We start from the raw sequence: 25,586 nt of genomic DNA on the forward strand, positions 1-25,586 counted from the left end.
CAAGGGCCCGTCCGGAGCGATCCGGGCGGGCCTTTGCTTTGTGCAGGGCTTCAGATTACGGACATCGTCGCTACATTGATCCGCAGGAGAGATCCCGATGCTCGAAGTCCACCAGTTTCCCTGCCTGTCCGACAACTACGGCTTCCTGCTGCACGATCACGATAGTGAGGAAACCGTCTGCATCGACACGCCCGATGCCGACGAGTACCTGCGCCAGGCCGGCAAGAAGGGCTGGCAGATCACGCAGATCTGGAACACCCACTGGCACCCCGACCACGCCGGCGGCAACGAGACGATCAAGCGCGTCACCAATTGCTCGGTCACTGGCCCCAAGGCGGAAGCCGACAAGATCGCGGGGATCGACCGCATGGTCGGCCAAGGCGATGTCATCAGGATCGGGGACCGCAAGGCCTGCGTCATCGACGTCGGAGGCCACACGCTTGGCCACGTCGCATATCATCTGCCCGGTGCCCGGATGGCCTTCGTCGGCGATTCGGTGTTCGCCCTGGGATGCGGCCGCATGTTCGAAGGGACCCCGGAGCAGTTCTGGACCAGCCTCAAGCGGGTAAAGGCCCTGCCGGCTGAAACCATGCTCTACTGCGCACATGAGTACACTGCCGCCAACGCAAAGTTCGCGGTCCATGCCGATCCCGACAACGCCGAGCTTGCCGGCTATGTCGAAGAGATCCTGAAACACCGCGCCAACGATCAGCCCACTGTGCCGATGAAGCTGGAACGCGAGCTGGCGACCAATCCCTTCCTGCGCGCCGACAATCCCCGGGTGCAGGCCCGTTGGGGCGGCGGCGATGCCGTGGCCACCTTTGCGGCCCTCAGGCGCGCCAAGGACGATTTCAGGGGGTGATGCCGCCCCTTCGGGTTCGGCGCGCCTCCGGCAAGGCCAGGGGCATGTCAGCGCGCCGGGCCGCTTGCGGCAGCGATTAACGCTTCGCGCGGCCTGAATACCAATTTGAGACTACGCCATCTTGTCGCTTTCCTTGCTTTCGCTTGTTTGATCCAATCGGGAAACAAGAAACAGGGAGGCGTAAATGGCACGATCTTTACGCGTGTTGACCGATGAAGGAGAGCGGCTCCCCGAGCCCGCTACGTCGTTCGACGTGACCGCCGAGCTTGGCAAGCTGCTGGTAATGCTTCGCGAAGTCTGTCCACCCAATGCCGATGTCAGCTTCGACTTCGACGGGCAGCTCCACGTTCGAATCGATGTGCGGCAGGTCGAGGAAGTCCGCCTGATCCAGTCGCTCCTGCCCAGCGTCGGCGTGGGCCTGTTCGACAACATCAGCCATGGCCGTACACCGCACAGGCCATTCTACCACCGCATCAGCGCCGTGGTGATCCACTAGGCTGGTGCGCGTATCCCGTTGGCTGTCCTCACCCCGATCTTGATCCGGAAGCCTGCCCGTTCGGGAAGAAGCAGCGGAAAAACAGAAGCCCCAACCAGTTCGGGGATAACGTGAGTGCCCAGCCGATAACGCGGCGAAACGGCCCGGGCACGGACAACAAAAAAGCCCCCGCGAAGGCAGGGGCTTTCTTGTTTTTAGATCGTGGAGCCGCGCTCAGATAGAGCCGATGGCCTGATCCACGAATGCCTTGTCGGCAGTGGCCGAATGGTTCGCCTTGATCAGTACCCGGGCCGAAGCGGCAGCAGCGGCAGCGGCCCGGTTCTGCAGATCGGTCACGGCAGCACGCTCGGCGGCACCGATCTTGTCCTGCGCCATCTTCTCGCGGCGCACGATCACATCGGCGGAGTCCTTCTCGGCCTTGGCGACGATCGCCTCGGCTTCGTGACGGGCGTGATCGATCATCGCCGCCGCGTCCTTTTCGGCGTTGGCGATCTTGTCGGCATACTCCTTGCGCAGGGCTTCCGCCTCTGCGCGAAGGACCTTGGCCTCTTCGAGCTGCGCCTTGATGTCGGCGATCCTGGAATCGAGGCCGCCGGCGATCATCCTGGGCAGTCCCTTCCACAGGGCGATCAGGATCAGCACGATCATTGCCGAGCTGACGACCGCAACCGGCGGTGCAACGCCCAGCAGCAGAGGTTCGGCGTGGTGCTCCACGGCGGCGTGGGTGTCCTGGGCTCCGGTGACTTCAGCGGCCTCGTGGGCAAGGCCCTGCTCGACCGAGGGGGAGACGTTCTCAGCCATGGACCAGGTTCTCCTTCACGGTCGCACGAACCGCGGCATCGTCGAGAGACAGGCCGGCGATGCGGCTGACGATATCGCGGGTGGCGTCGGCGGCGACGTCCTCGATCTCGGCGGCAGCCGACTTGCGGGCCTCCGCGATACGGGCTTCGGCTTCGGCCAGCTTCGTGTCGATCACGGACTGGGCGGCGGCAAGACGCTGCTCGGTAGCGGCAGCGGCCTTGGTGCGGGCCTCGGCGATCAGGGCCTGAGCCTCGGCGCGATTGGTGTTCTCACGCACGCGCCATGCTTCCTCTTCCTCATTGGCCTGCTTGCGCGCGCGCTCTGCAGCGATGAGGTCGTCGGAAATCTGTTTGTCGCGCTGCGCAACCGTATCCATCACCTTCGGCACCATGCCCCGTCCGACGACGAAGAAGGTGAAACCGAAGAAGACCAGCAGCCAGAAGATCTGGCTGGAATAGGTCGCGGCTAGCTGTTCGATCTGAGGCATTGGTCAGCCCTGTCTCGAGGTGGCCGGTAAAAAACTTGCCCCCGCGAGCCGGCCGCTTCACCAAAGGGCGTTGGCGGCCGGTGCGGGGTTTGCGCGCGATCAGGCGAAGATCAGCAGCGCGGCAACAACGAACGAAAGCAGACCGAGAAGCTCGGCACCGGCGAAGCCGATGAAGAGACGGCCCTGCTGCGCGTCGGCAGCACCCGGGTTGCGCAGCGCGCCTTCGAGGAACTTGGCGAAAACGCTACCCACGCCGATCGAAGCGAGACCGCAACCGATAGCGGCGAGACCAGCACCAAGCAGCTTTGCAGCTTCTGCGTCCATTTCAAAAACTCCCTTTGGTAAACTTGAAGGATAAAATCAGTGAAGGTTCTCTGCGTCGTTCAGATAGACGCAGGTGAGAAGAGCGAACACGTAGGCCTGGATGCCGGCCACGAGCAGTTCCAGCGCGCAGATGCCGACCATCAGCACGAAGCTGGGCAGACCGGCAATGGCGAACAGGCCGATGTTGGCGTTGCCCGAGCTGATCACGAAGCTCGAAAGCACTTCGAGCAGGACGTGGCCGGCCATCATGGCGACGAAAAGTCGCAGGCCAAGGCTGAACGGACGCACCAGGAACGAGATGAGTTCGACGAAGAAGATCGGAACAACCATCACCACGGGCGTGCCGTGCGGCACGAAGAGCGAGAAGAAGTGCAGCTTATGCTTCACGAAGCCGACGATGAGCACGATCGAGAACGACAGGATCGAGAGCACGCCGGTGGCCGAGAAGTGGCTGGTGAACGTGAAGGGATGCAGGCCGATCACACCGAGCGGCAGCAGGCCAAGGAAGTTGGCGAAGAGAATGAACATGAACAGCGAGAAGATGTACGGAACGTACTTCTTGCCGTTCGGGCCGACGTTGGCGGCCAGCATTCCATCGACGAAACCGGTGAAGGTCTCGACCGCCATCTGCCAGCGACCCGGCACGAGCTGGCGCTTGGCGCCGCCCGCAACGAAGATCAGCAGGGCGACGGTGGCGATAGCCATCCACAACGCACTGTTGGTAAAGGCGATGTTGTAACCCGCGATATTCCAGCCATCCGAGCCGAACAACGGCTGGATGCTGAACTGATGCATCGGATCGACCTTCGCTTCGGCTGCCACGCGAATTTCCCTGTCGCCAATGAACGACAGCGCCCTGTTCACCCCCCGTTGGGTCAATTCGGGCGCTGGTTCGAATTCCTTATAATATTTCTGAAGGCAACGAAGATTCCGAAGAACAACATCACCAACAGTCCCCAGGGCGAGGTCCCGGCAAAGTGATCAATCACCCAGCCAAGGAACAAGCCACCGGCAACACCTCCCAGCAAGTCGGCCAGGACGCGGTTTCCGGCGCGATAGCTCGCATCCGATTCCGCGCCTCCAACCGGCTTGTGACGCTGCTCTTCCCGCTCACGAAGGGCCTTGAGCCTTTCGTCCAGCGAATCGATGCGGGCGTCCTCACCGACAGGGTCCCGTGCGTTTGGCTCGTCGCTCATGCCTTCCCCCTTCGTGTTTGCACTCTATCGTGCACTCAACCCGGTTCGATCGACACAATCAACGGCTGCCCGCCGAGGGCGCCGCCCCCTTAGGGTGGGGGATTTGCCGAGTCAACCGTACCGCGCGTGGCACTCTTCAGTTGCAGACACAGTATCCACGCCCATCCGTGGGATGCGCGCAAGAAGCCTAGTACCAATTGCCGGTGCCGGAGCAATAGCGCATCGGCGATACACAGGGCATCGTTCAAGTGAAAAGGGGCCGCAAGGCGCGTTTGCCTTGCAGCCCCTTCACCAATTCGAATCACGAATTCCCGACCGGCCAGGCCGCCCGGAAAAGAATTACGGACAGCGCGGATCGCGAACCGGTGCCCCGCCGTCGCGGGTCTTCCACGAGCCATCGGGCGCCTGATACTTTTCACCGGGCCTGGTTTCGAGAATCAGGCGGCACGCGGTCGCGAAGGCATATTCCTCGATCGTGCTCTTGCCTGCGGCCTTCTCGGTGTAGACGGCGCGGCGCTTGTTGTTGAGATCCTTGACCATGGCGCGAACGTCCGGCGAAGCATTGCCGACCACGCCGAGGTAACCATCGGTCTGCTCACCCACCTGCCCCGCAGCGCGCGCGGCGGCGTAGGCCGGGTCGCGATTCTGGGCGAAAGCCGCGCTACCGGCGCCCAGCGCCAGCATGGCACCGGCGATGCCGAATGCGGCGACAGACTTGCGGAACAGACTTGCCATCAGAAAATCTCCGGGTTTTCGTCGATCGTATTGGCTGCATCCGCCGCCAACTTGTAGATCACTTCCTGCCTGATGTTGATGTTCAGCTCGATCACGATCGGCTTGTCGGGCGCGGAAACATTGATGCGCCCCCCAAGCGCCGGGACCGTGCCCAACACCACCATCGCGGCGCATGCGGCGCGCCAGCCGGACCGGGGCCTACCCTGCTGCATCGTCAACTCCCCTCGGCCGAACATGGCGGGGTATGTTGCAGCCGGAACGCTTCCGGTCAATTCGCAGGATTTCATGGATTATTCTCGCTGACTGGAGGCTGAATGGCGATGGATGGAGGCCGCGGCCTCACTTTCCCGTCCCGGTCGATCAGACCGAGCGTTCGCGGATCGGTGAGATAAGTCGGATCGTAAAGCGAGCGCATCGAGCCGAACAGGCTGAAGAACGGCGCCTTGATGTTGAGAATGAAGCGAATCGGCAGCTTGGCAACCTGCCTGGTCAGGAAGTTGCTCTTGGCCCCTGCCCCCTGGCTCAATCCGTCGAAGCTGATACGGGTCACGATCTCGCCGGACAGGGAACCGCCGAGGCCGATCTCCATGCTCTTGTAGTCGACCGACCTGAGGGCATTGAAGGCGAAGTTGCCCATCGCCGAGAGGTCCTTGTAAGTCAGCGCGCCGATGTAGGAGACATTGCCGCCCGGCTCGCGCGACTTGAGGTAGCCGTTCTCGATCCGTCCGCCGTCCTCGTCGAAGACCAGCGGCAGTTCGCCGTCGAACACGCCGGATGCATTGATGTTCGAAAGATCCAGGTGCTGGACGAAAGTCGCCGCGTCGAGCCCGGTCACCTTGAGTGTGTAGTTGCGCGTCTCGGCAACGCCGATGCGCATGCGCGCAGGTTCCAGCGTAAGCGTGCCGTCCATGAACGGCCAGTGCGCACCGTTCACCACCAGCAGATAGTCGGGCTTCATCTCGAAGGAGAGGACGCCGTCGTTCACCTCTATGCCCGGGTTGATCGAGGCGATCCTGAGCTTCTGGTCAGGTGCCGTAACAAGGCCGAGCAGGTCGGTGAAGCGCACTTCGCCGGAAAGCCCCTTCACCGGGCCGAAGGCGGCGGCGAAGTCCACGCCATCGGTTGCAAAGCGGCCGCGGCTGCTCACGCCCGCCTCGTTCCAGTCGATGCGACCGGTGCCATGCACGGATCCTTCGAGATTAGAGACCACGCCCAGCGCGAGATGGGACAGTGTGTCCGCCTGCAGCGATTTGTCGAAAGTGATCCCCCTGACCGTCAGGTCCGCGTGACCGCTGGCATCCATGAGATTGTGAACAATGTCGGCTCGCACGACCTCGCGATCCGAGCGCGGCTCGCGCATCACCGCTTGGCCAGTGATCACATTGTCGGCAAGACGCAAGGTGGCATCGCGGGCGACAACCGGCTCGAAACGCGCCACCTTCTCGCGGTCGACCAGCGTGAAGCTCGCCTTGTCGATGGTCAGGACACCATCGGCGTAGCGCCAGTCCCCGGCCGTCCGATGGAGGTCGAGCGGCACCGCATAGAGCGCGACGTCCGCCTCATCGAATGTCCCGCCGATATCCTTGCCCACGAGCGCATCGAGGTGGGTCACCCTGAACCGGGAAGCGCTGTCGGCAGCCCCCAGTTCGACATCGAGTGCTTCGGCCGAGACGGCGCCGGGATTCGATCCCTTCTGGGCGTAGCCGATGGCTCCGCTGGAGAGGCGGATCGGGGTTTCGCCGAGGTGTCCGGCGAGATCGAGTGAAGGAACGCCGGCAGCCACCTCGAATCGGCCGGACCGGCTACGCAAGATCGGGCCTCCCGCGGCAGGGCAGACTTGCAGGCTCCGCTTGTCGATCGTCAGGTTGGCAAAGGCGAGATGGTCGAAACCGATCGTCGTGCACCGCGGCCAGACGCTCAGATCCCCGTTCGCCGCCCAGTCGCCATGGACCGGCAGGATCAGGTTTTCGGCGCTCCCGCCCGGCAAGGCGCCGGTCAATCGGGCGCTGCCGGTAAAGCCGAAACTGCCGCCCGGCGCCTGCACCAGATCGAGCGCGGGAACAGCAAGGCGCGTGTCGCCCGCGCGGTATTCGGGCATCTCGACATGCATCGAAAGCCCGCCATTGTCGCTGGATTCCATGCGCCCGGCGATCCTCGGCAGGCCCTGCCCGCCAGTCGCGAAATTGCCGGTCAGGCGCGGCGCACTTCCGGAGAACATGGCCTGCACGCGCGAAAACGTCAGCAAGGCCTTGCCGCTGCCGCCCCGCACGGAGCCGCGCGGGACGACGAGGCTGATACCCTCACGCGAGTGCCGCAGGATCAGGCTCGCTTCGAGAGTGCTCCCCCGCGTCTCGCGCTGGAGCGCCTCGCGGACCTGGCTTGCCACCGGCCCCAGAAAAGTGCCTTCGCCCGAGTGCGCGGCATCGGCAAGGGACCGGTCAAGCTGTGCGCCCAGCGCCAGCCCCTTGCCCGAAAGTTCGCTTTCGACGTCGATCCGCTCAAGGCCGGCATTCGAACGCACCCGGCCGTCTATTCCCAGGCTGGCCATCCGCGCCTGCGGCGTCGCCAGACCGCGCGCGGTAAGATCGTAGCGGGCGTTGAGCGTCTGCTTGCGATAGCTGACCTGCGCCTTGCCCGAAGCCCCGTCGAAGCGGTTGCTGGCGTAGTGGCCTTTCCCGGCCGTCAGGCCGATGCTGCCTTCACCGCCGTCGAGCGCCTTGTCGAAAGTGAAGTCGATCTTCGCTGCGGAGTTGGCGAGCGCCAGATCCTGATCCGCGCAATCGAGGCTCGCGAGCCGCAAGGGCCCGGCGAAGCGCGGCCTTTGCGAGGCTATCGAAATCTTGCCGTAAAGACTGGCCTTGCTGGTTTCGCAGCCAGCCATGGTCAGGCCGGGCGCCACTGCCGCCAGTTCGCCTGCGAACCCACCGCGCAAAGGCCCCTGCCCTGCGATCCGCACCCCGATCCGGCCATGCTCGCTCTCGACCAGGCCGCGTCCGTCGACGATCTTCAGATCGTAGTCCGGCATCGCGAAAGGCTCCTTGCCTCCCGTGAACAGCACCTTGTCGAGCGCGCCGAAGCTGGGACGATTGCCATGCATCGTCCCGTAAAGGCGCGGCTTGACGATTGTGATCCGGCCGATCCCGGGAATGCCCCAGTTCAGGCGCGTCCGGACGCGAATTTCCTCGATGGTCAGATCCGGCCTGTCCGGATCGCCGATCGACAGGTTGCGGATCACCTGTTCCGAGGGACCGATGCTGACGACCTCGTAGCGTGCGGGCAGGCCCAGCGAATCGAGTTGGCTCGCAATGAAGTTGTCGGCAATGTCCTCACGCAGGAACCAGACGGTCCCGCCGGCCACCGTGGCAAGCGCCAGAACGCCTGCCAGCGGCGCGCGCCAGCGACGTCGCCGCCGGGCTTCGCCCGGTAGCGGTTCAGGTGTTTCGATTCCTTCGACAGGCTGGTCTTCGTCTTGCGCCATCCGCTCCATCACTTGCGCTGGCCGTGCCGGAAAGGCAATTGTTTGTGCAGGATATGCCAGACCAAGCCCCACTCTTCGATGAACGCGGCACCGATTCCGGCGACGGAATGGCGCATCGCGAGGCCCCGCGAGAAAGCACCAAGGCGAGCGGCAACGATCCGGCCGGGCATCGCGCGCGCCTTCGAAGGCGGCTGATCGAGGGCGGGGACGAGGCTCTGGCGGATCATGAGGTCATTGAACTCCTCCTGATGCAGGCCGTTCCCCGCCGTGACATGAAACCGCTGGCGCGCAGCCTGCTCCAGCGCTTCGGCTCTCTGGCGGGGGTTCTGCAGGCTGCGCCGCGCACGCTCGCCGCTCATCCGGGCATGGGCGAAGCGAGTGCCGTCGCCCTGCGTATCGCCACAGTCGCCGCCACGCGCCTGGCGCGGCAGAAAGTGCGCGAGGCGCCGGTCATAGGATCGTGGCAGGCCCTGATCGACTACCTGACCATCGACATGGCCCATCTCACCCTCGAACGCGTACGGGTGCTCTACCTCAATGCGAAGAACATGCTGATCCTCGACGATCTCGTCGGCGAAGGCTCGATCGACGAGGCCGCGATCCACCCGCGCGAAGTGATCCGGCGAGCGCTGGACCTGGGCGCGACGGCCTTGATCATCGTCCACAACCACCCGTCCGGCTCACCCGAGCCCAGCCGCGCCGACATCGATGTGACCAACCGCATCGCCGAGGCCGGCAGGCTGCTCGGCGTCACGGTCCACGATCATGTCGTCATCGGCCGCGAGGGCCACGTCAGCCTGCGCGCCAAAGGCCTGATCTGAGATGTGCGTCGCCGCCATCGCCTGGGACGCGCACCCAGACTGGCTCCTTGTCGCCATTGGCAACCGGGACGAATTTCACGCCCGTCCGGCCGCTCCGCTCGCCCCCTGGAACGATGGCAGCGGGATCATTGCCGGCAAGGACCTGCTGGGGGGCGGGACCTGGCTCGGCCTCAGCGAGGCGGGCCGCTTTGCGCTGCTCACCAACCACCGCGTGCCGGAAGGTTCCCGTCCCGGCAGGCCAAGCCGGGGAAAACTCGTCACCGACCTGCTAGAAGGCCGGGAGCCGGAGGGCCTGGGGCAGATGAATGCCTTCAATCTGGTCGAGGCCGACCACGGCGAAGCTCGGTTCCACACCAATTACCCACGTCTGGAAAGCCGCCGCCTGACGCGCGGGATTCACGGCCTGTCGAACGGCGGCTTCGACGTTCCATGGCCCAAGACAGTCCAGTTGCAACAGGCCCTCGCGGCGTGGCTGAAGCAATCCGCTGCGGAGATCGCACCGCTGCTCGCCAGCCTGCGGTCGGATACGCCGCCCGCCGAAACGGCACCGATCGAGAACGGGCCCGAGCCGCAATCTGCACCGGTTTTCATCCGAAACGAAACTTATGGCACCCGCTGCAGCACCGTGGTGACTATTGCGCGAAGCGGGCATGGCCTGATCCACGAACGCAGCTTTTCCGCCACTGGCGAGGTTACCGGGGACAGATCCGTCACCTTCCGCTGGCCCCTCGATTGACCCCGCGCTGCGCATGGACCAGCAATTGCGCATCACCTGTGAAAACTTTTCTTTTCTTGCGCATCGGCGGTTTGCCGGTAACTCCTCGCCCCAGGGAATGCATTCCCGGGTGCGGCGTGTAGAACAGGGATAACGATGATCTTCGGAATCGATGCGGGTTCGCCGGCCGTGATGGCCGTGCTCCTGCTGCTGCTGTTCCTGGCCTTCGCATTCGAGGTGGCTGCGCCCGAAGTCGTCGCTCTCGTGCTGGTCTCCGTCCTGCTCCTGCTGGGCGTTCTCTCGACCGACGACCTGCTCGATTCGATGGGCAATCCCGCGCCGCTGACCATCGCCTGCATGTTCATCGTCTCGTCCGCCATGGTGCGCACCGGCGCGCTGGACCTGATGGCCAGCAAGATCACCGGGCTGGGCAAGCGACGGCCGACACTGGCCATCGCGGTTTTCCTCGCGACGATCGCGACGCTTTCGGCGTTCACCAACAATACCCCGCTGGTGATGATGATGATCCCGGTCGGCATGGCGCTGGCCAAGGAACTGCGGATCACACCGTCGAAGATCCTGATGCCGATTTCCTTTGCGGCGGTCCTTGGCGGCACCGTAACGCTGCTGGGCACCTCGACCAACATTCTGGTGGACGGCGTCGCCCGCAAGGCCGGCCTTGCGCCCTTCTCGATCTTCGAGATCGCTCCGGTCGGCGCGGTCGTGGCGATTGCCGGCGTCATCTGGCTGGCAATCAGCCACCGCCTCCTGCCCGACCGCCAGACCGTTGCCGGGCTCACCACCCAAGGGGAAAACAAGCGCTTCATCGTCTCGATCTTCGTCGAGGCGGGATCCCCCTACATCGGACAGAACCCGCGCGAGATCGATCTTCTTTCGCGTTCCGAGCGCCGGCTGGTCGACGTCCTGCGCGACGACCAGTCGCTGCGGCGCGATTTCGATCACTGCCAGCTGGAAGAAGGCGACATCCTTGTCGTGCGCACCTCGGCGGCAGACCTGATGACCATCAAGGAGCGCGGCGACCACGCTCTGACCGATTCATCGGCCGATCCGCATGTCGTGCAATTGTCCTCGCGCAACTCGGTCATGGTCGAGACGTTGCTTGCCCCGGGCGCGGGCATCATCGGCCATACCTTGGCCGACTTGCGACTGCGACGCCGCTACGGCGTCTATCCCATCGCGCTGCACCGCAAGGGCACCAATCTGCAGAAGCGCTACGAGGACGTGCCGCTGCAGGTGGGCGACACCCTGCTACTCGAAGGCGCACAGGAGGACCTGCGCAGGCTCGTCGAGGACCAGCAGCTTGTCAACATCGCCGAGCCGACGATCCGCGGTTTCCGGCGCAACAAGGCCTGGATCGCGGTCGCCACGATGCTCGGCATCGTCGTGGCCGCCTCGTTCAATCTCATGCCCCTGGCAGGTCTTGCGGTGCTGGGCGTCGCAGTCGTGCTGGGCTGTCAGTGCGTCGAACCCGATGAGGCGTTCAAGTCCGTCGACTGGCGCATCATTGCCCTGATCATCGCCATGCTTTCGATCGGCACTGCGCTGGAAAAGACCGGACTGGTCGAATTGGTCGTGCATCTGGCCACCCCCTGGCTCGGAACGATGGGCCCGATGGTGGCGCTCGCGGCGATCTACCTGCTCAGCCTGGTCCTGACCGAACTGGTCACCAACAACGCGGTGGCCGTGGTGGTCACGCCTATCGGGATCCATCTTGCCCAGGCGCTGGGCGTCGATCCACGCCCCTTCGCGGTCGCGGTGATGTTCGCCGCGTCGGCCAGCTTCCTCACCCCTATCGGCTACCAGACCAACACCCTTGTCTATGGCGCCGGCGGCTATCGCTTCTCCGACTTCTACAAATACGGCTTCCCGCTGACGGCGCTGGTCACGGTCACCACGCTGATCATGATTCCGCTGATCTGGCCGCTCTGACGCGACAGTCCGTCAGGTCAGGTTGAGCCGGAACGCCGCCAGCCGCGCTACGGCCTCGTCGAGAATCGCGTCAGGCTTGGTAAAGCAGAAGCGCACGATGTGCTCGGGCCTGCCCTCGCCTTCGTAGAGCGCGGAAACCGGGATCGTGGCGACGCCGGCCTCGCGGATCGCGCGCTCTGAGAAATCGCGGTCGCGAATGGGCAGGCCGGAAGCAGCCAGATCGACGCAAAGGAACCAGGTCGCCTGGTTGGGCAGAACGGCGAATCCCGCCCGGTCCAGTCCTGCCATGAGCCTTGCGCGCGAAGCGGCCCATGCAGCGCGCTGATCGTCCAGCATCGCGTCGGGCAGGGTAAGACCTTCGGCCACGGCCCATTGCAGCGGCGGTGCGCTGGCATAAGTCAGGAACTGGTGGGCCCTGGCCAGCCCAAGGCCGACATCGCCCCTGCCGATCATCCAGCCGATCTTCCATCCCGTCACGCCGAAGATCTTGCCTGCCGAGCCGATCTTCACGCAGCGCTCGGCCATGCCGTCGAACTGCATCAGGGAACGATGGCGCTTCGCGTCGAAGCGCACCTCCTCCCAGACTTCGTCGCAGATCGCGATGAGATCGCGTTCGACGCAAAGGCGCGCAATCGCCCCCAGTGCCTCCTCGCTCGCCACGGTCCCTGCCGGATTGAGCGGATCGTTGAGTATCAGCAGCCGGGTCCGCTCGGTCAGCACCGCCTCTATTGCCGAAATCTCGTAACGGAAATGAGGCGGCACCAGAGGCACCGAAACGGGCACGCCCCCGGCTCTGAGGACCATCGGCGCATAGGCATCGTAGGCCGGCTGGAACAGCACGACCTCGTCTCCGGGCCGGACGAGCGCCAGCAGCGATGCGGCAATTGCCTCTGTAGCTCCGGAAGTTACGGTCACATCCTGAGGATCGACCTCAAGCCCCTGACGCCGCGCGTAATAGCCGCAAACCGCCTCGCGCAGTTCAGGCAAGCCCGCGCCGGGAGGATACTGGTTCGACTTCTCGCGCAAGGCGCGCACCGCCGCCTCGATCACCGGTGCGGGACCGGGACCATCGGGAAAGCCCTGCCCCAGGTTGATCGCCCCGGTTTCGCGCGCGAGCACCGACATCCGGTCGAACACGGTCCTTTCCATCTGCGCATAGACGGGATGGACCCGGCTGGACGACATCATGACTCAACTGCTCCTTTACCGGGGGCGGGACGAATTGAAGACCGGAGCGATAGCTTTCAAGCTGCCCAAAAGCACCTGTCCCTGTCGCCCCCGGGCGCCTTACCTTCAAACCTTTCGCGCTGCGAGCCCGTCTCAGCCTCCTCATTTAATTCCATGAAATCGAACAGGAAGCGCCGGTTCACCCTCCTGCCAGCGCCGGGCTATGAACATGCCTTTCTGGAACTTGATCTGCGTTCAAGCGTCTATCGCCTTGAAGCTGGACGATTCGATGCAAGGGACCTCAATGCGAATCGCCCTGGCAATGACCGCAAGAAAGATAAGCAGCCCGGATCGGCAGGACCGTTCCCTGCCAACCCCATGGGGACTGACTTGAGCAAGATCAGCCGATTCACCGAACGCCTGCCGCTGCTGAGCGGCATGCCGCCGGTGCAATATGGCGTGACGCTTGCGCTGTGCCTGCTGGCCCTGCTGCTGCGCTGGGAACTCGATGGCGCTTTCCCTCCGGGCTACCCTTATCTGACGTTCTTCCCGGCTGTCATCATCACCTCGTTCCTGTTCGGCCCGCGCCCGGGCATCGTCGCGGCCGTGCTCTGCGGCCTGTTCGCGTGGTATTTCTTCATCCCTCCGCGTCTCTCCTTCCACGGCGACAGCGGAACTGTGACCGCGCTGCTGTTCTATGGCGGTGTGGTCGCAGTCGACATCGGCCTCGTCCACCTCATGCAGGCCGCGAACCGCAGGCTGCTCGATGCACGGGAGAACGTGCGTGAGCTGGCAGAAGAGCGTGGGCGGCTTGCCGATCGCAGCGAACTGCTGTTTCAGGAAATGCAGCACCGGGTCGGTAACAACCTGCAGATGATCGCGGCGGTCCTGTCCCTCCAGCTGCGCGGACTTAACGAACCGAGCGCACGCAACGCCCTGTCCGACGCCGTCTCGCGCCTTCAGGTGATCGGGCGAATCCAGCGCCAGCTCTACCGCCCCGATGGCGATCTCATGCCGCTCGACAGCTTCATCCGCGAAGTCGTGGGCCAGTTAATGGTCTCGAACGGCAGGCCCGGGATCGCGTGCAACATCGAAGCGGACTCCGGCATCGTCCTCAGGCCCGGGACTGCCGTTCCGCTTGCCCTGATTCTTTCGGAAGCGGTGGCCAATGCGCTGGAGCATGGGCTTTGCGAGCGCGAGAGTGGAACGATTCTCGTGAAGGTCCTCCAGCGGGACGACGACATCCTCCTCTCTGTCGAGGACAATGGCGCCGGTCTGCCCGACGGGTTCGACCTCGAAAAGGCGGACAGCGTGGGCCTGCGCATCTCGCGGCTGCTCAGCCAGCAACTGGAGGGCCGGATGATCCTGGAAAACCGCGGTTCTGCGCCCCATTCGAGCGGCGCGCGGATGACGATGGTCCTGCCTGCCTCGCAAATGCGGGCGCCGGAGAAGGCCCTCCCGTAACATATGGCAGGGCAACCGCCTGCAACGACCTGTCGATTCGATCAGTCTATACGGCTTCGCTAACTTGCGATTCAGCCATCCGCGCTTACATTGGCGGACGAAAGGACGGTTTATCCGACAATGAACGACGACCAGCCCAACGGCAATCCCTGGGTCAAGAGCCTCCTCGTCTGGGGTGGCATCTTCCTTGCACTGCTCATGGTGGTTTCCATGTTCAGTTCGCGCAGCGACGCTGGCCCGATGATTCCCTATTCCGATTTCCGCGCCAAGGTTGCCGAAGGCAGCGTGATGGCGGTCGAGATCGGCGAGGAACGCATCGATGGCCAGATGAAGAACGGCGACACATTCTCCACCGTGCCAGTTCCGGGCGACACCACCCTGACGCAGCTGCTCCAGGCCAATGACGTCAAGTATGCCGGCAAGGCGCCCGAGGAAGGCAACCTGCTGGTTTACATCCTGGCCCAGACCCTGCCCTTCCTGTTGATCGTCGGCATTGCATTCTTCGCGCTGCGCCAGGTTCAGAAAGGTGGCGGCTCGGGCGCGATGGGCTTCGGCAAGTCGAAGGCGAAGCTGCTCACCGAACGGTCGGGCCGCGTTACCTTTGCAGACGTCGCGGGCATCGACGAAGCGCGCGAGGAACTGGAGGAAATCGTCGAGTTCCTGCGCGATCCCTCGCGCTTCTCCAAGCTCGGCGGCCAGATCCCCAAGGGCGCGCTGCTGGTCGGCTCGCCCGGTACCGGCAAGACGCTGCTCGCCCGCGCCATCGCGGGTGAAGCGGGCGTTCCCTTCTTCACCATCTCCGGTTCGGATTTCGTCGAGATGTTCGTGGGCGTGGGCGCCAGCCGTGTGCGCGACATGTTCGAGCAGGCGAAGAAGAATGCACCTTGCATCGTCTTCATCGACGAAATCGACGCCGTGGGCCGTCACCGCGGCCATGGCCTCGGCAATTCGAACGACGAGCGCGAGCAGACGCTGAACCAGCTGCTGGTCGAGATGGACGGCTTCGAGGCCAACGAAGGCATTATCATCATCGCCGCCACCAACCGTCCGGACGTGCTCGACCCCGCGCTGCTGCGCCCGGGCCGCTTCGACCGCCAGGTCGTCGTGCCGGTTCCAGACATCGAGGGCCGCGAGAAGATTCTCGAAGTGCACATGAAGAAGGTGCCGCTTGCCCCCGACGTCAATCCGCGCGTCATCGCCCGCGGTACGCCGGGCTTCTCGGGCGCGGACCTCGCCAACCTCGTCAACGAGGCCGCCCTGCTTGCCGCGCGTCGCAACAAGCGTCTCGTGGCCATGCAGGAATTCGAGGACGCCAAGGACAAGGTCATGATGGGCGCGGAACGCCGCTCGATGGTCATGACCGACGACGAGAAAAAGATGACCGCCTATCACGAGGCCGGCCACGCGATCGTCTCGCTCAACGAAGAAGCCTCGGACCCGATCCACAAGGCAACGATCATCCCGCGCGGCCGCGCGCTGGGCATGGTCATGCGCCTGCCGGAACGCGATTCCTACTCGTATCACCGTGACAAGATGCTCGCGAACCTCTCGGTCGCGATGGGCGGCCGCGTCGCCGAGGAAATCATCTTCGGACACGACAAGGTCTCCAGCGGCGCCTCGTCGGACATCCAGTATGCCACCAGCCTGGCCCGCAACATGGTCACCAAGTGGGGCATGTCCGACAAGCTCGGCCCGCTGCAGTACGAAGAGCAGCAGGAAGGCTACCTCGGCATGGGCGGCTCGCATCGACTGATGGCCTCGGACGAGACCAACAAGCTGATCGACAGCGAGATCCGCCTGCTGGTCGACACGGCCCATGCGCGCGCCACGCAGATCCTCAACGAGAAGAACGAGCAACTGCATCTGCTCGCCAACGCCATGCTCGAGTACGAGACGCTCTCTGGCGACGAGATCAAGCAGCTCATGGATACCGGCGAGATCGACCGGCCCAGCGAGCCGAGCGGCAAGGGCAAGCCCGCGCGCGTGGCTGGGTCCTCGATTCCCAAGGCCGGCAAGCGCTTCTCCGGAGGCACAGCGCCGCAAGGGGCCTGATCCAGCGGATAGCGTACCGCGGTTTTCCCTCGGGAAAATGCAGGAGGGGGCGGCGAGCAGAGATGCTCACCGCCCCTTTTGCTTGCCTGCACGCTTCGGGCCGACCGCCTATTTGCGGCGTTCAGCCAGCTTGCGCTCGATCGCATTCCACAAGAGCGCGAACTGCTTCGCAGCCGGACTCTGGGGCGCGAAAGCCCCGACGGGCTGCTGGCGAACCGCGCTTTGCTCCACTACGCTGGCATAGGGGATGGCAGGCCAGTTCGGATGCTCCTTGAGCACTTCACGGTGTAGCCCGCGCCGCAGGTCGAGCATCGAGAGTACCGGCAGGATCGGCGGATGCTTGCGGGTATTGCCCGCGATCTCCCGAACCACGAGATCGAAGGCCCGCGACGAAAGCGGCGATGGCGGCAACGGCACGATGACGAGATCCGCTGCGCGCACGACCTGCGCGCTCACCTCGTTCATCACCGGCGGGCAATCCAGGATGATACGATCGTAGTCGGTCGCCAACTGCGCGGTAAGCTTGGCGAGACGCTTGCGCTTGCCGATCTGGATGAGCTTGGTGTCGAGCGCGCGCAGACTCTCGTCGGCCGGCAGGACATCGATACCATCGATGGTGGTATGCTGGATCAGCCGCTCGGGCGATTCTTCTTTCGAGAAGACATCTTCGGCAAGGCGCGATCCCGTGGGCTCGAGGTCGAACAGGAAGGCCGAGCCCCCTGCTGCATCAAGATCCCACAGCAGGGTGCGATTCCCGGACAAGTTGGCCGCGCACCACGCAAGATTGGCGGCGAAGGTGGTCTTACCTACGCCGCCCTTGACACTGTAGATGGCGATTGTCGCACCGGAGGGCTTCGCCCTCCCGGATGATCTGGCACTGGTGCTGCCGGCTATGCGGGGCAGTGTACGTTTCTTTCCACTCACCCCGCAGAGACTTGCCGGTCAACCAGTTCCAGTCAACCTTTGACTATCAACCGTCGTAATCGCCGCCGATCGAGGTGTTGCGGGTCGGCGCCGATGCCGTGATCCGCAGGGCCTCGGCCGACTGGCTGAGCGAGCCGACATCGTCCATCTCGTCATCGTCGTCAGGCAGGACGCGCTGCATCGAGGTGATGAGCGTTTCCTTGAGCTCGGCGGGACGAACCGTCTGCTCGGCGATTTCGCGCAGGGCAACAACCGGATTCTTGTCACGGTCGCGGTCGACGGTCAGCTCCGCACCACCTGAGATCTCACGCGCACGCTGTGCGGCAAGCAGGACGAGATCGAAGCGGTTGGGAATCTTGTCGACGCAATCTTCGACAGTAACGCGCGCCATGGGCACTCCGTAAGAATCTGCTGGTTCGGAAAGGCCGTCCAATAGGCAGATGGGCCGGGAAAGTCAAGAAAACGCGGGGGAGGCGCATTTAGGCCCCTTCCCTGTCAGCCCAGTTCCCCGCGCGAAGCCTGCAGCGCCAGTCGGGCCAGCTCTGGAAAGGCCTCGGCGCATTCCTTCGCCTGTGCATTGGCTGCGGTGCTGCGGATCCCGCGGCCCTTGATGCCGCGGAAGATCGCGGCGAGGCGGAAGAAGTTGAAGGCCATGCAATAGCGAGCCCGGCATGTCCTTGCGCCCGGCGCGCCGGCAATAGGCCGCGACGTAGTCCTTCTCGCTGGGCATGGCCCCGCGCGGGACCGGCTCGCTGGGCATCAACTACGACGCGCCGGTGGGCGACTACTTGCACGCGGGGCACGAAGAATTGTCCGCAATGCACGAAACCCTGCCGGGGTCTGGCTGGTTGTCCAAGGGAAACACGGAGATTTCCCTCATGCCCAGCATCAAGTCCGCCAAGGTTGCCGACGTCATCGTCGAAACGCTCGAGCAGGCTGGCGTGCGGCGATGCTACGGCGTCCCGGGCGACACACTGAACCACGTCACCGACGCAATCCGGCGCAGCGATATGCGCTGGATTCACGTCCGCCACGAGGAGGCCGGCGGCTTCGCAGCCGGCGCCGACGCGATGCTGACCGGCGAACTGGCCGCCTGCGCGGGATCGTGCGGGCCAGGCAGCCTGCATTTCATCAACGGTCTGTTCGAAAGCCACCGCAACCGCGCACCCGTGGTGCTGATCGCCAGCCAGATCGTGCGCGACGAACTGGGGTTCGACTTCCCGCAGGAAGTGGACTTCCGCCAGGTCTATGCCGCGTGCAGCGTCTTCTGCGAGGAGATCCGCACACCCGCGCAGGCCCGCCGCAAGACGGCCATGGCAGCTCAGGCCGCTCTGGCCAGGAAAGGTGTCGCCGTCCTGATCGTGCCTGCCGACGTATCGCAGGCCGATGCTCCCGAGGAGCCGCCTTTCCTCGTCCACAGGTCGCAGCCGCGAACCCTGCCTTCGCAAGCCGAACTGCAGACCTTCGCCGATGCTCTCAACGACGGTGGACGTATCGCCATCTACGGTGGGTCGGGCTGCGAGGCAGCCCACGCGCAAGTCCTCGCCCTTGCCGCAAAGCTCAAGGCTCCGGTCGCCCACACCTCGCGCGCCAAGGACTTCCTCGAGCACGATAATCCCAACCTCGTCGGCATGACCGGCATATTCGGATCCGAAGCCGGCTATCACGCGCTGATGGACTGCGACACGCTGCTGCTGCTCGGCTGCGACTTCGCCTGGCGCCAGTACTATCCCGACAAGGCTACGATCCTGCAGATCGACATCGACGGCACCCATCTGGGCAGGCGTCACCCCGTCGACCATGCCGCGGTGGGCAATGTGCGCGATACGCTGGATGCACTGCTCCCGCTGGTCGACGAATGCGCGGATCGCGACTTCCTCGATGAATGCCTCAAGCATCGCGAGCGCGCAGTGAGCGAGCAGGAGCGGCACGCCAAGGCCGATGACGATCACGCCATTCATCCCCAGTACCTGACCGAGACGATTGCCCGCCACGCCGATGTCGATGCGATCTGGACCGCCGACGGCGGCTCACCGATGGTCTGGTGCCTGCGTCACGTCCCCTCGACGGGGCGCAACCGTACCATGGTCTCGCTGACGCACGGGACGATGGCCAATGCCATGCCGCAGGCGCTGGGCGCAAAGGCCGCATTCCCGGATCGGCAGGTCATCTCGCTATCGGGTGACGGCGGGCTCACCATGCTCCTGGGAGACCTGCTCACCGCCGTGCAGGAGGACCTGCCTATCAAGGTCTGCGTCTTCGACAATTCCTCGCTGGGATTCGTGGAACTGGAGCAGAAGGTCGAAGGGCTGCTCGATGCCTATACCGACCTCAAGAATCCGGACTTCGCCCGCATGGCCGAAGTCATCGGCTTCTGGGGACGCCGCGTCGAGAAGGCGAGCGACCTAGACGCGGCAGTCGCGCAATGGCTGGCCCATCCGGGCCCGGCCCTGCTCGATGTCGTCACCGACCGCTACGAACTGGTCATGCCGCCCAAGGTCGAGGCAAAGCAGGTCTTTGGCACTGCGCTCTATTCAGCCAAGGCGGTCCTGTCCGGCCGCACCGGCGATGTCGTCGATCTGGTCAAGGGCGCACTGTCCTGACTTTCGCAAAGCGCACTGGAAATGCGCGCCGAAACGAAGAGGGACCCGGGTTCCCGCCGGGCCCTTTCCTTCATGCGGCAGGTCGACTGCTTCGAGAGCCCCTGGGTGGGCGCCGGCTTTGGAGAAGACTGCGGAACGAACGGCTCTTGAACAGCCACCTGCCGTCGATCTTGATGCACGTGTCCTCATAGAGGCCGCGATGCAGACGGTCTGCCCATGGCCGGGACATAGCGCGGCAAGACCGCACTCAAGGAACTTTGCACCAAGGTCATGGCGATGTGCAATGTCGCCAGCATCGACCGGGTCGAGACGACCGCAGGCAAGAACCACGCCGTGACACTTCTTTCGTTTCGCTTTGCCGACCCGAACCTTGCGCCGGCGGAGCCAGGCGGGGTATTCAAGTTGCGCAATGGCAAGTGCTGCGAGATCAAAACCTGCGACTACGATCCTTCGGTCTTCCATGCCGCATCCAGGGCCAAGGCAGCCGCAAGCGCGGCCTGACCTGCTCGGCCCCTCAGTCAATCGGCGAGCGAGATCATGAAGGCAGTCTATTACTTCGAGAACGGCGGGCCGCAGGTCATGCAATATGGCGACCTGCCCGACCCCGAGGTCGGCCCCGGGACCGTGCTCATCGCCGTCGAATGGGTCTCCATCGAAGGTGGCGACCTGCTCAACCGGCTGGTCGCGCCGCCGCCCTCGACGCCGTTCGTTCCCGGCTACCAGGCTGCAGGAACCGTTATTGCCGCGGGGTCCGATGTCACCCGCTTCAAGGAAGGCGACAAAGTCGTGGGCTTCAACTGGCACGGCAGCCATGCCGAGCTTTTCGCAGTGCCCGAGCATTACGCCTATCCCGTGCCCGAAGGCATGGACTTGCGGCAGGCGGCAACCATCCCGGTTCCCTTCGGCACCGCGCATGACTCGCTGTTCCAGTTCGGGCAGATGCAGCCGGGCGAATTCGTCCTTGTCCAGGGCGCGGCAGGCGGCGTCGGCCTTGCTGCCGTACAACTTGCCAGTCAGGCAGGCGCGGTCGTGATCGGCACGGCATCCAGCCACGAACGACTGGAACGGATCGTGCCTTTCGGCCTTCACCACGGCATCGACTACCGCACGGAGGACATCGCTGCGCGGTGCAAGGAGATCACCGGGGGCAAGGGCATCGACCTCATTCTCGACCTTGCCGGTGGACAGGGCAAGGATGCCCTCGTCAACGCGATCCGCCCGCATGGCCGCTACGCCGTCATCGGCGCCGCCACGGGCAACCTGCCCAGCTTCGGGTTCTTCGAACTGATCCGAAAGGCGATGCACGTCTACGGCATTTCCTTCGGCCGCGAGATGCATACCGAACGCGCCCACGCCCTGCTAGCCGACATCGCCCGGCGCATGGCCGAAGGCAATCTGCAGATGCCGATCGACGCGGTGTTCGATCTCGCCGACGCGGTCGCCGCGCATCGGCATGTCGCCGAGGGCCATCCCTTCGGCCGCGTGCTCATGAAAGTCAGCCGTTAAATCGTGAAGCCACAGCCGGAGGTGCGCTTGCCCTGCGGCTTCGCCAGACACCGCCTTCGATAATCGTGCGCGCTAGGCGCCGACCTTGCCCGCGTAACGATCGGTCGCGCGAATGAGGCGGTCGAGGATGCCCGGTTCGGAATAGGCGTGGCCTGCCCCTTCGATGAGGTGGAAATCGGCCTCCGGCCAGGCGTTGTGCAGCGCCCAGGCGTAATGCGCCGGACACGGCATGTCGTAGCGGCCATGAACGATAGTGCCCGCAATAGGCTTGAGCTTGCGCGCATCGCGCAGCAGTTGACCCGGTTCCAGCCAGCAGTCGTTGACGAAATAGTGCGTCTCCAACCGGGCGAAGGCCAGTGCGAAATGGCCGTCGTCGTGCTGCGCCGACATCGCGGGGTCGGGCAGCAGCGTAATCGTTTCCCCCTCGAACATGCTCCAGGTCCGGGCGGCGGAGATCCGGTCTTCCACCGGCCCGGTAGTCAACCGGCGATGATAGGCCCGCAGGATGTCGCCCCGCTCGGCTTCGGGAACAGGCGCGATAAGGCGCTCGTACTTGTCCGGGAACATCTGCGAGACGCCGAACTGGTAGAACCAGTCGAGTTCGTCCTTGGAACACATGTAGATGCCGCGCAGGACCAGTTCGCTCACCCGTTCGGGATAGGTCTGCGCATAAGCGAGGCCGAGCGTCGAGCCCCAGGATCCGCCCAAGACGAGCCACCGTTCGGCGCCGACCAACTCGCGCAGCCTTTCGATGTCGGCCACCAGGTGCCAGGTCGTGTTGTCGTCGAGGCCGGCATGCGGGGTAGAGCGGCCACAGCCGCGCTGGTCGAACAGCAGCACATCGTAGAGATCGGGATCGAAGAGGCAGCGGTGCGCCGGCGCGATCCCGCCACCGGGACCTCCGTGCAGGAACACGGCGGGCTTGGCGCCTGGCGTACCGCAGCGCTCATAATAGATCGAATGGCCCTCGCCCGTGTCGAGCATGCCGGTGTCATAAGGTTCGATGGGGGGATACAAAGTGCGTAGCATGGCGCCATCCTGCGCCATCGCCGTGCAAATCGCCAGATCGAAACCCACGACCCGGCGAGCGCCGGGCGACCGGTAATCCTAGCCGGCCCGGCGCGCTTCATCGCCTGCAGACGCGCGGTCGACGGGCCGCTCCAGCGGCAGTCCCAGGATTGCGAAGGCCGCGACGATCGAACCGAGCCCGATGGCAGCTGCGACCAGCGGAAGACTGAAACCGCTCGCGAAAAGGAACCCGGCCACGACCGGTCCCAGCGCTGCACCGCCGCGTCCCAGGCCGATGACGATGCCGGTGCCCCCGGCCCGCAGCCGCGCCGGATAGGCCGCCGCGATCAGGGCATAAAGACCGACTACGGCGGCATTGGAGAAGAACCCGGCAATAGCCGCAGCCCGCTTGAGCGGATCGAGGCCGCCCGTCGTCAGGCCGAAAGCCGCGATCATCAGGAAACTGAGCACGAGTATCGCTACCATCAGCTTGCGCAGCGGCATGCGCGTGGCCAGCAAGCTGAACAGCAGCGAACCGGTCATCCCGCCCACATTGGCCCAGACGAGCACGCCGCCGGCCGCAGAAGGCTCGAAGCCCATGTCGACCACGATCTTGGGGATCCACTTGAGGATGAAATAGAACGCGGTCATGTGGAAGAAGTAGGCAACGGTCAGCAGGATGGTGACCCGGCGCATGTCGCCCTTGAACAGTCCCTCTCGGTCCGCCCTGCCGACGGCTTCGACCGGCGGCACCATCTCGACGACCCGGTGGCCCAGCCGACGCAGCGACTTGTTCACCCTGCCCAGCGCTCCCCCGGGACCGAACCGGCGCATCGAAAGGTCGATCGATTCCGGCAGGACCAGCAGGACGACCGGCAGGAAGGCAATGGTCATGCCCGCACCCAGCCAGAAGATGTCGCGCCAGGTTCCCTCGACAAGCAGGCTCGAGGCGATGCCGCCGCCGACGATCGCGCCCAGCGGATAACCCGCTGCCATGATCGCCACGGCAGCAGAGCGATAGCGTGCGTTCGACGCTTCTGCGACGATGGCGTTGCAGCAGGCCAGCATGCCGCCGATCCCCAGTCCGGTGATCAGGCGGATCACTGCAAGCTGGACGATGCCGCCGGACAGTGCCGCCGCCGTCATGCCTGCGGCCATCACCAGCAGGCTGGCTATCACCACGGGAATGCGGCCCAGCCGGTCCGCCGCCATGCCCAGCAGGATGGAGCCGACCGACATGCCGATCAGCTCCATCGAGAGGATGAGACCAAGGGCAGCGCGGTCTACACCCCAGTCGGCCGCGATACCCGGAGCGGCAAAGCTGATCGAAAGGACGTCGAAGCCATCCAGTCCGTTGAGCAGCACGCACAAGGCCACGACGACGATCTGCCGCCAGGTCATGCGCCCCGAATCGACGATCTCACGCGGATCGGTTACGCTTGATGCCATCTGCTTTTCTCTCCCGCCCGCGGGCTGGTCCTGGTGTCTGTCCGGATCGGTGGCGCTCTTAGCGCCTGCCCTCAGATCGGGTAGTGGCCACCCTCGGTCTCCACTGTGATCCAGCGGGTCTCGGTGAAGCTGTCGATGCCCTGACGCCCGCCGAAGCGGCCGTAGCCCGACGCGCCGACCCCGCCGAACGGCATTTGGGGTTCGTCATGCACGGTCGGTCCATTGACGTGACAGATGCCCGCACGGACCTGCCGCGCCAGCTTCATGCCGCGCGGGATGTCGCGCGTGAAGATGGCGGAAGACAGGCCGTATTCGCTGTCATTGGCAAGCGCCACGGCATGGTCGGCGTCCCTGGCCCGCACTATCCCGACAACCGGCCCGAAGCTCTCGTCGCGAAACAGCTTCATGTCCGTGGTCACGCCGTCGATGACATGAGCCGGCATCAGCACACCTTGCGCCTCGCCACCGGCCAGCTGCCGGGCACCCTTGGCGAGCGCATCCTCGATCAGCGCGAGGCAATGGTCCACCGTCTTGCGATCGACCACGGCGCCGAGCGGTGTCTTGCCCTCGCGCGGATCGCCCACGGCCATCGAGGCGGCCTTCGCGGCGAAGCGCTGCGCGAACTCATCGGCCACCGCTTCGACCACGATGATGCGCTCGGTCGACATGCAGATCTGGCCCTGGTTCATGAAGGCACCGAAAGCGGCAGCCTTCACCGCCTCGTCGAGATCGGCATCTTCCAGCACGATAAACGGCGCCTTGCCGCCCAGTTCGAGCAGGCAGGGCTTGAGATGTTCAGCCGCCCGCCTGGCGATGATCCGGCCCACCGCCGTAGAACCGGTGAAGTTGATGCGGCGGACCTCCGGAGCGTCGATGAGCGCGCCGACGACTTCGCCGGCATCGGCAGGAGCGTTGGTGACGCACTGTACGAGACCTTCGGGGAATCCCGCCTCGGCAAAGGCCTCGACAATCAGCCGGTGCGTTTCCGGGCAACTCTCGCTCGCCTTGAGAATGACAGCATTTCCGCAGGCCAGCGGAACCGCAATGGCGCGCACGCCCAGAATGACCGGCGCATTCCATGGGGCGATGCCCAGGATCACCCCGACCGGTTCCTTCACGGCCATGGCAATGCAGCCCGGCTTGTCCGAAGGAATGACCTCGCCGGCGATCTGGGTCGTCAGTGCAGCAGCTTCGCGGACCGTTCCTGCAGCCAGCATGACATTGAAACGCGCCCAGCCCTCGGTCGCGCCGATTTCTCCCATCATGGCATTGACGAAACTGTCAGCCCGCGCCTCCAGCGCGTCCGCAGCGCGGTTCAGTACGGCACGCCGCGCGTTGGGCCCCATCGCCGCCCATTCGGGTTGCACGGCGGCCGCGGAAGCTGCGATCGCCGCCATATCCCCGGCCTGCATGGCTGTCGCAGCCGAAGCGATTTCGCCGGTTATGGGATTGATGCGCTGAAAGTCCATTTGTCGTGTCCTTGATGTGGAAAAAGGAAGGCCCGGCCCTGCCTTACCGGCAGGGCCGGGCCATGACGCTCAGGGAAGA

At 64.5% G+C, this 25,586-nt stretch carries 24 protein-coding genes and 1 pseudogene; 10 read left to right on the plus strand and 15 right to left on the minus strand.

The annotated features are described in order from the left end of the window. The first annotated feature begins 97 nt into the window (after positions 1–97). Positions 98–862, plus strand: a complete 765-nt coding sequence (gene gloB, locus JI59_RS05545; RefSeq protein ID WP_007013779.1) for a hydroxyacylglutathione hydrolase — start codon at positions 98–100, stop codon at positions 860–862. Between the two features lie 184 nt (positions 863–1,046). Then, complete coding sequence (locus tag JI59_RS05550; RefSeq protein WP_232512673.1) at positions 1,047–1,358, plus strand: hypothetical protein; 312 nt, start codon at positions 1,047–1,049, stop codon at positions 1,356–1,358. Between the two features lie 213 nt (positions 1,359–1,571). On the opposite strand, the gene JI59_RS05555 is transcribed toward JI59_RS05550, so the two are convergent. The 8 genes from JI59_RS05555 to JI59_RS05590 all read right to left on the minus strand — a co-directional run bounded on the left by JI59_RS05555 (position 1,572) and on the right by JI59_RS05590 (position 8,379). After that, positions 1,572–2,159, minus strand: coding sequence for a F0F1 ATP synthase subunit B family protein (locus tag JI59_RS05555; RefSeq protein WP_007013777.1), 588 nt, complete (start codon positions 2,157–2,159; stop codon positions 1,572–1,574). Continuing rightward, a complete protein-coding gene (locus JI59_RS05560) occupies positions 2,152–2,646 on the minus strand; it encodes a F0F1 ATP synthase subunit B family protein (RefSeq protein ID WP_007013776.1) in 495 nt (164 codons plus the stop codon). Before JI59_RS05560 ends, JI59_RS05555 begins: the two co-directional genes overlap by 8 nt. Before the next feature lie 99 nt (positions 2,647–2,745). Next, positions 2,746–2,970, minus strand: coding sequence for a F0F1 ATP synthase subunit C (locus tag JI59_RS05565; RefSeq protein WP_007013775.1), 225 nt, complete (start codon positions 2,968–2,970; stop codon positions 2,746–2,748). 36 nt (positions 2,971–3,006) lie between these two features. Continuing rightward, a complete protein-coding gene (locus JI59_RS05570; RefSeq protein ID WP_038577069.1) occupies positions 3,007–3,792 on the minus strand; it encodes a F0F1 ATP synthase subunit A in 786 nt (261 codons plus the stop codon). Between the two features lie 53 nt (positions 3,793–3,845). Continuing rightward, positions 3,846–4,166 (minus strand): AtpZ/AtpI family protein, encoded by a 321-nt coding sequence (locus JI59_RS05575; RefSeq protein ID WP_007013773.1) that lies wholly within the window; start codon positions 4,164–4,166, stop codon positions 3,846–3,848. 339 nt (positions 4,167–4,505) lie between these two features. Continuing rightward, positions 4,506–4,901, minus strand: a complete 396-nt coding sequence (locus tag JI59_RS05580) for a YdbL family probable chaperone protein (protein WP_007013772.1) — start codon at positions 4,899–4,901, stop codon at positions 4,506–4,508. Next, complete coding sequence (locus JI59_RS05585; RefSeq protein ID WP_081473992.1) at positions 4,901–5,113, minus strand: YnbE family lipoprotein; 213 nt, start codon at positions 5,111–5,113, stop codon at positions 4,901–4,903. Before JI59_RS05585 ends, JI59_RS05580 begins: the two co-directional genes overlap by 1 nt. A gap of 71 nt (positions 5,114–5,184) precedes the next feature. Beyond that, a complete protein-coding gene (locus JI59_RS05590) occupies positions 5,185–8,379 on the minus strand; it encodes an intermembrane phospholipid transport YdbH family protein (protein ID WP_052117946.1) in 3,195 nt (1,064 codons plus the stop codon). Positions 8,380–8,432: 53 nt separating this feature from the next. On the opposite strand from JI59_RS05590, the gene radC reads away from it, so the two are divergent. The 3 genes from radC to JI59_RS05605 all read left to right on the plus strand — a co-directional run bounded on the left by radC (position 8,433) and on the right by JI59_RS05605 (position 11,865). Further along, positions 8,433–9,200, plus strand: coding sequence for a RadC family protein (gene radC / locus JI59_RS05595; RefSeq protein WP_038577075.1), 768 nt, complete (start codon positions 8,433–8,435; stop codon positions 9,198–9,200). Between the two features lies 1 nt (position 9,201). Further along, positions 9,202–9,936: an NRDE family protein gene (locus tag JI59_RS05600; RefSeq protein WP_007013767.1), complete on the plus strand. Its 735-nt coding sequence runs from the start codon at positions 9,202–9,204 to the stop codon at positions 9,934–9,936. Between the two features lie 135 nt (positions 9,937–10,071). Next, positions 10,072–11,865, plus strand: a complete 1,794-nt coding sequence (locus tag JI59_RS05605) for an SLC13 family permease (protein ID WP_007013765.1) — start codon at positions 10,072–10,074, stop codon at positions 11,863–11,865. Between the two features lie 12 nt (positions 11,866–11,877). Here the strand turns inward: JI59_RS05605 and JI59_RS05610 are convergent, their stop codons facing one another. Then, positions 11,878–13,053, minus strand: a complete 1,176-nt coding sequence (locus tag JI59_RS05610; RefSeq protein WP_007013764.1) for an aminotransferase — start codon at positions 13,051–13,053, stop codon at positions 11,878–11,880. Positions 13,054–13,422: 369 nt separating this feature from the next. Here JI59_RS05610 and JI59_RS05615 point away from each other — a divergent pair, with 369 nt between their 5' ends. Together JI59_RS05615 and ftsH are read left to right on the plus strand one after the other, a co-directional pair. After that, positions 13,423–14,496, plus strand: coding sequence for a sensor histidine kinase (locus tag JI59_RS05615; protein ID WP_238532566.1), 1,074 nt, complete (start codon positions 13,423–13,425; stop codon positions 14,494–14,496). A 120-nt stretch (positions 14,497–14,616) separates the two neighbouring features. Then, positions 14,617–16,548, plus strand: a complete 1,932-nt coding sequence (gene ftsH / locus JI59_RS05620; protein ID WP_007013762.1) for an ATP-dependent zinc metalloprotease FtsH — start codon at positions 14,617–14,619, stop codon at positions 16,546–16,548. A 108-nt stretch (positions 16,549–16,656) separates the two neighbouring features. Here ftsH and JI59_RS05625 read toward each other — a convergent pair whose 3' ends face one another. The 3 genes and pseudogenes from JI59_RS05625 to JI59_RS26115 all read right to left on the minus strand — a co-directional run. Next, on the minus strand, positions 16,657–17,472 hold the full coding sequence (locus JI59_RS05625; protein WP_238532565.1) for a ParA family protein: 816 nt from the start codon (positions 17,470–17,472) through the stop codon (positions 16,657–16,659). A gap of 46 nt (positions 17,473–17,518) precedes the next feature. Then, complete coding sequence (gene rpoZ, locus JI59_RS05630) at positions 17,519–17,863, minus strand: DNA-directed RNA polymerase subunit omega (protein ID WP_007013760.1); 345 nt, start codon at positions 17,861–17,863, stop codon at positions 17,519–17,521. A 104-nt stretch (positions 17,864–17,967) separates the two neighbouring features. After that, positions 17,968–18,202, minus strand: a pseudogene (locus JI59_RS26115) (phosphotransferase family protein); the annotation flags it as partial. 148 nt (positions 18,203–18,350) lie between these two features. Here JI59_RS26115 and JI59_RS05635 point away from each other — a divergent pair. The 3 genes from JI59_RS05635 to JI59_RS05645 all read left to right on the plus strand — a co-directional run bounded on the left by JI59_RS05635 (position 18,351) and on the right by JI59_RS05645 (position 21,581). Continuing rightward, the gene (locus JI59_RS05635) at positions 18,351–20,075 is read left to right on the plus strand and encodes a thiamine pyrophosphate-dependent enzyme (RefSeq protein ID WP_038577081.1); all 1,725 of its coding nucleotides are present in this window, start codon (positions 18,351–18,353) and stop codon (positions 20,073–20,075) included. A 270-nt stretch (positions 20,076–20,345) separates the two neighbouring features. Then, positions 20,346–20,576 carry a hypothetical protein gene (locus JI59_RS05640; RefSeq protein ID WP_007013757.1) on the plus strand — a complete coding sequence of 77 codons (231 nt, stop codon included), beginning with the start codon at positions 20,346–20,348 and terminating at the stop codon, positions 20,574–20,576. A 36-nt stretch (positions 20,577–20,612) separates the two neighbouring features. After that, a complete protein-coding gene (locus JI59_RS05645) occupies positions 20,613–21,581 on the plus strand; it encodes a quinone oxidoreductase family protein (protein WP_038575607.1) in 969 nt (322 codons plus the stop codon). 72 nt (positions 21,582–21,653) lie between these two features. Here JI59_RS05645 and pip read toward each other — a convergent pair whose 3' ends face one another. From pip to JI59_RS05660, 3 genes are all read right to left on the minus strand, one after another. After that, positions 21,654–22,610 (minus strand): prolyl aminopeptidase, encoded by a 957-nt coding sequence (gene pip, locus JI59_RS05650; protein WP_038577084.1) that lies wholly within the window; start codon positions 22,608–22,610, stop codon positions 21,654–21,656. A gap of 78 nt (positions 22,611–22,688) precedes the next feature. Continuing rightward, a complete protein-coding gene (locus JI59_RS05655) occupies positions 22,689–24,038 on the minus strand; it encodes an MFS transporter (RefSeq protein ID WP_007013754.1) in 1,350 nt (449 codons plus the stop codon). Between the two features lie 71 nt (positions 24,039–24,109). Beyond that, positions 24,110–25,507, minus strand: a complete 1,398-nt coding sequence (locus tag JI59_RS05660) for an aldehyde dehydrogenase (protein ID WP_007013753.1) — start codon at positions 25,505–25,507, stop codon at positions 24,110–24,112. Positions 25,508–25,586 lie beyond the last annotated feature (79 nt).

This window comes from Novosphingobium pentaromativorans US6-1, assembly GCF_000767465.1.
GTDB lineage: Bacteria > Pseudomonadota > Alphaproteobacteria > Sphingomonadales > Sphingomonadaceae > Novosphingobium > Novosphingobium pentaromativorans.

What these genes read in the sequence shown, in the direction of transcription:
- JI59_RS05575 (WP_007013773.1), bottom strand. Translation starts at nt 4,166, where the DNA reads ATGAGCGACGAGCCAAACGCACGGGACCCTGTCGGTGAGGACGCCCGC.
- JI59_RS05585 (WP_081473992.1), bottom strand. Translation starts at nt 5,113, where the DNA reads ATGCAGCAGGGTAGGCCCCGGTCCGGCTGGCGCGCCGCATGCGCCGCG.
- JI59_RS05600 (WP_007013767.1), top strand. Translation starts at nt 9,202, where the DNA reads ATGTGCGTCGCCGCCATCGCCTGGGACGCGCACCCAGACTGGCTCCTT.
- rpoZ (WP_007013760.1), bottom strand. Translation starts at nt 17,863, where the DNA reads ATGGCGCGCGTTACTGTCGAAGATTGCGTCGACAAGATTCCCAACCGC.
- JI59_RS05655 (WP_007013754.1), bottom strand. Translation starts at nt 24,038, where the DNA reads ATGGCATCAAGCGTAACCGATCCGCGTGAGATCGTCGATTCGGGGCGC.
- JI59_RS05645 (WP_038575607.1), top strand. Translation starts at nt 20,613, where the DNA reads ATGAAGGCAGTCTATTACTTCGAGAACGGCGGGCCGCAGGTCATGCAA.
- JI59_RS05635 (WP_038577081.1), top strand. Translation starts at nt 18,351, where the DNA reads ATGCCCAGCATCAAGTCCGCCAAGGTTGCCGACGTCATCGTCGAAACG.
- JI59_RS05660 (WP_007013753.1), bottom strand. Translation starts at nt 25,507, where the DNA reads ATGGACTTTCAGCGCATCAATCCCATAACCGGCGAAATCGCTTCGGCT.
- JI59_RS05610 (WP_007013764.1), bottom strand. Translation starts at nt 13,053, where the DNA reads ATGATGTCGTCCAGCCGGGTCCATCCCGTCTATGCGCAGATGGAAAGG.
- JI59_RS05580 (WP_007013772.1), bottom strand. Translation starts at nt 4,901, where the DNA reads ATGGCAAGTCTGTTCCGCAAGTCTGTCGCCGCATTCGGCATCGCCGGT.
- JI59_RS05555 (WP_007013777.1), bottom strand. Translation starts at nt 2,159, where the DNA reads ATGGCTGAGAACGTCTCCCCCTCGGTCGAGCAGGGCCTTGCCCACGAG.
- JI59_RS05605 (WP_007013765.1), top strand. Translation starts at nt 10,072, where the DNA reads ATGATCTTCGGAATCGATGCGGGTTCGCCGGCCGTGATGGCCGTGCTC.
- JI59_RS05590 (WP_052117946.1), bottom strand. Translation starts at nt 8,379, where the DNA reads ATGGCGCAAGACGAAGACCAGCCTGTCGAAGGAATCGAAACACCTGAA.
- pip (WP_038577084.1), bottom strand. Translation starts at nt 22,610, where the DNA reads ATGCTACGCACTTTGTATCCCCCCATCGAACCTTATGACACCGGCATG.
- radC (WP_038577075.1), top strand. Translation starts at nt 8,433, where the DNA reads ATGCCAGACCAAGCCCCACTCTTCGATGAACGCGGCACCGATTCCGGC.
- JI59_RS05560 (WP_007013776.1), bottom strand. Translation starts at nt 2,646, where the DNA reads ATGCCTCAGATCGAACAGCTAGCCGCGACCTATTCCAGCCAGATCTTC.
- gloB (WP_007013779.1), top strand. Translation starts at nt 98, where the DNA reads ATGCTCGAAGTCCACCAGTTTCCCTGCCTGTCCGACAACTACGGCTTC.
- JI59_RS05640 (WP_007013757.1), top strand. Translation starts at nt 20,346, where the DNA reads ATGGCGATGTGCAATGTCGCCAGCATCGACCGGGTCGAGACGACCGCA.
- JI59_RS05550 (WP_232512673.1), top strand. Translation starts at nt 1,047, where the DNA reads ATGGCACGATCTTTACGCGTGTTGACCGATGAAGGAGAGCGGCTCCCC.
- JI59_RS05565 (WP_007013775.1), bottom strand. Translation starts at nt 2,970, where the DNA reads ATGGACGCAGAAGCTGCAAAGCTGCTTGGTGCTGGTCTCGCCGCTATC.
- ftsH (WP_007013762.1), top strand. Translation starts at nt 14,617, where the DNA reads ATGAACGACGACCAGCCCAACGGCAATCCCTGGGTCAAGAGCCTCCTC.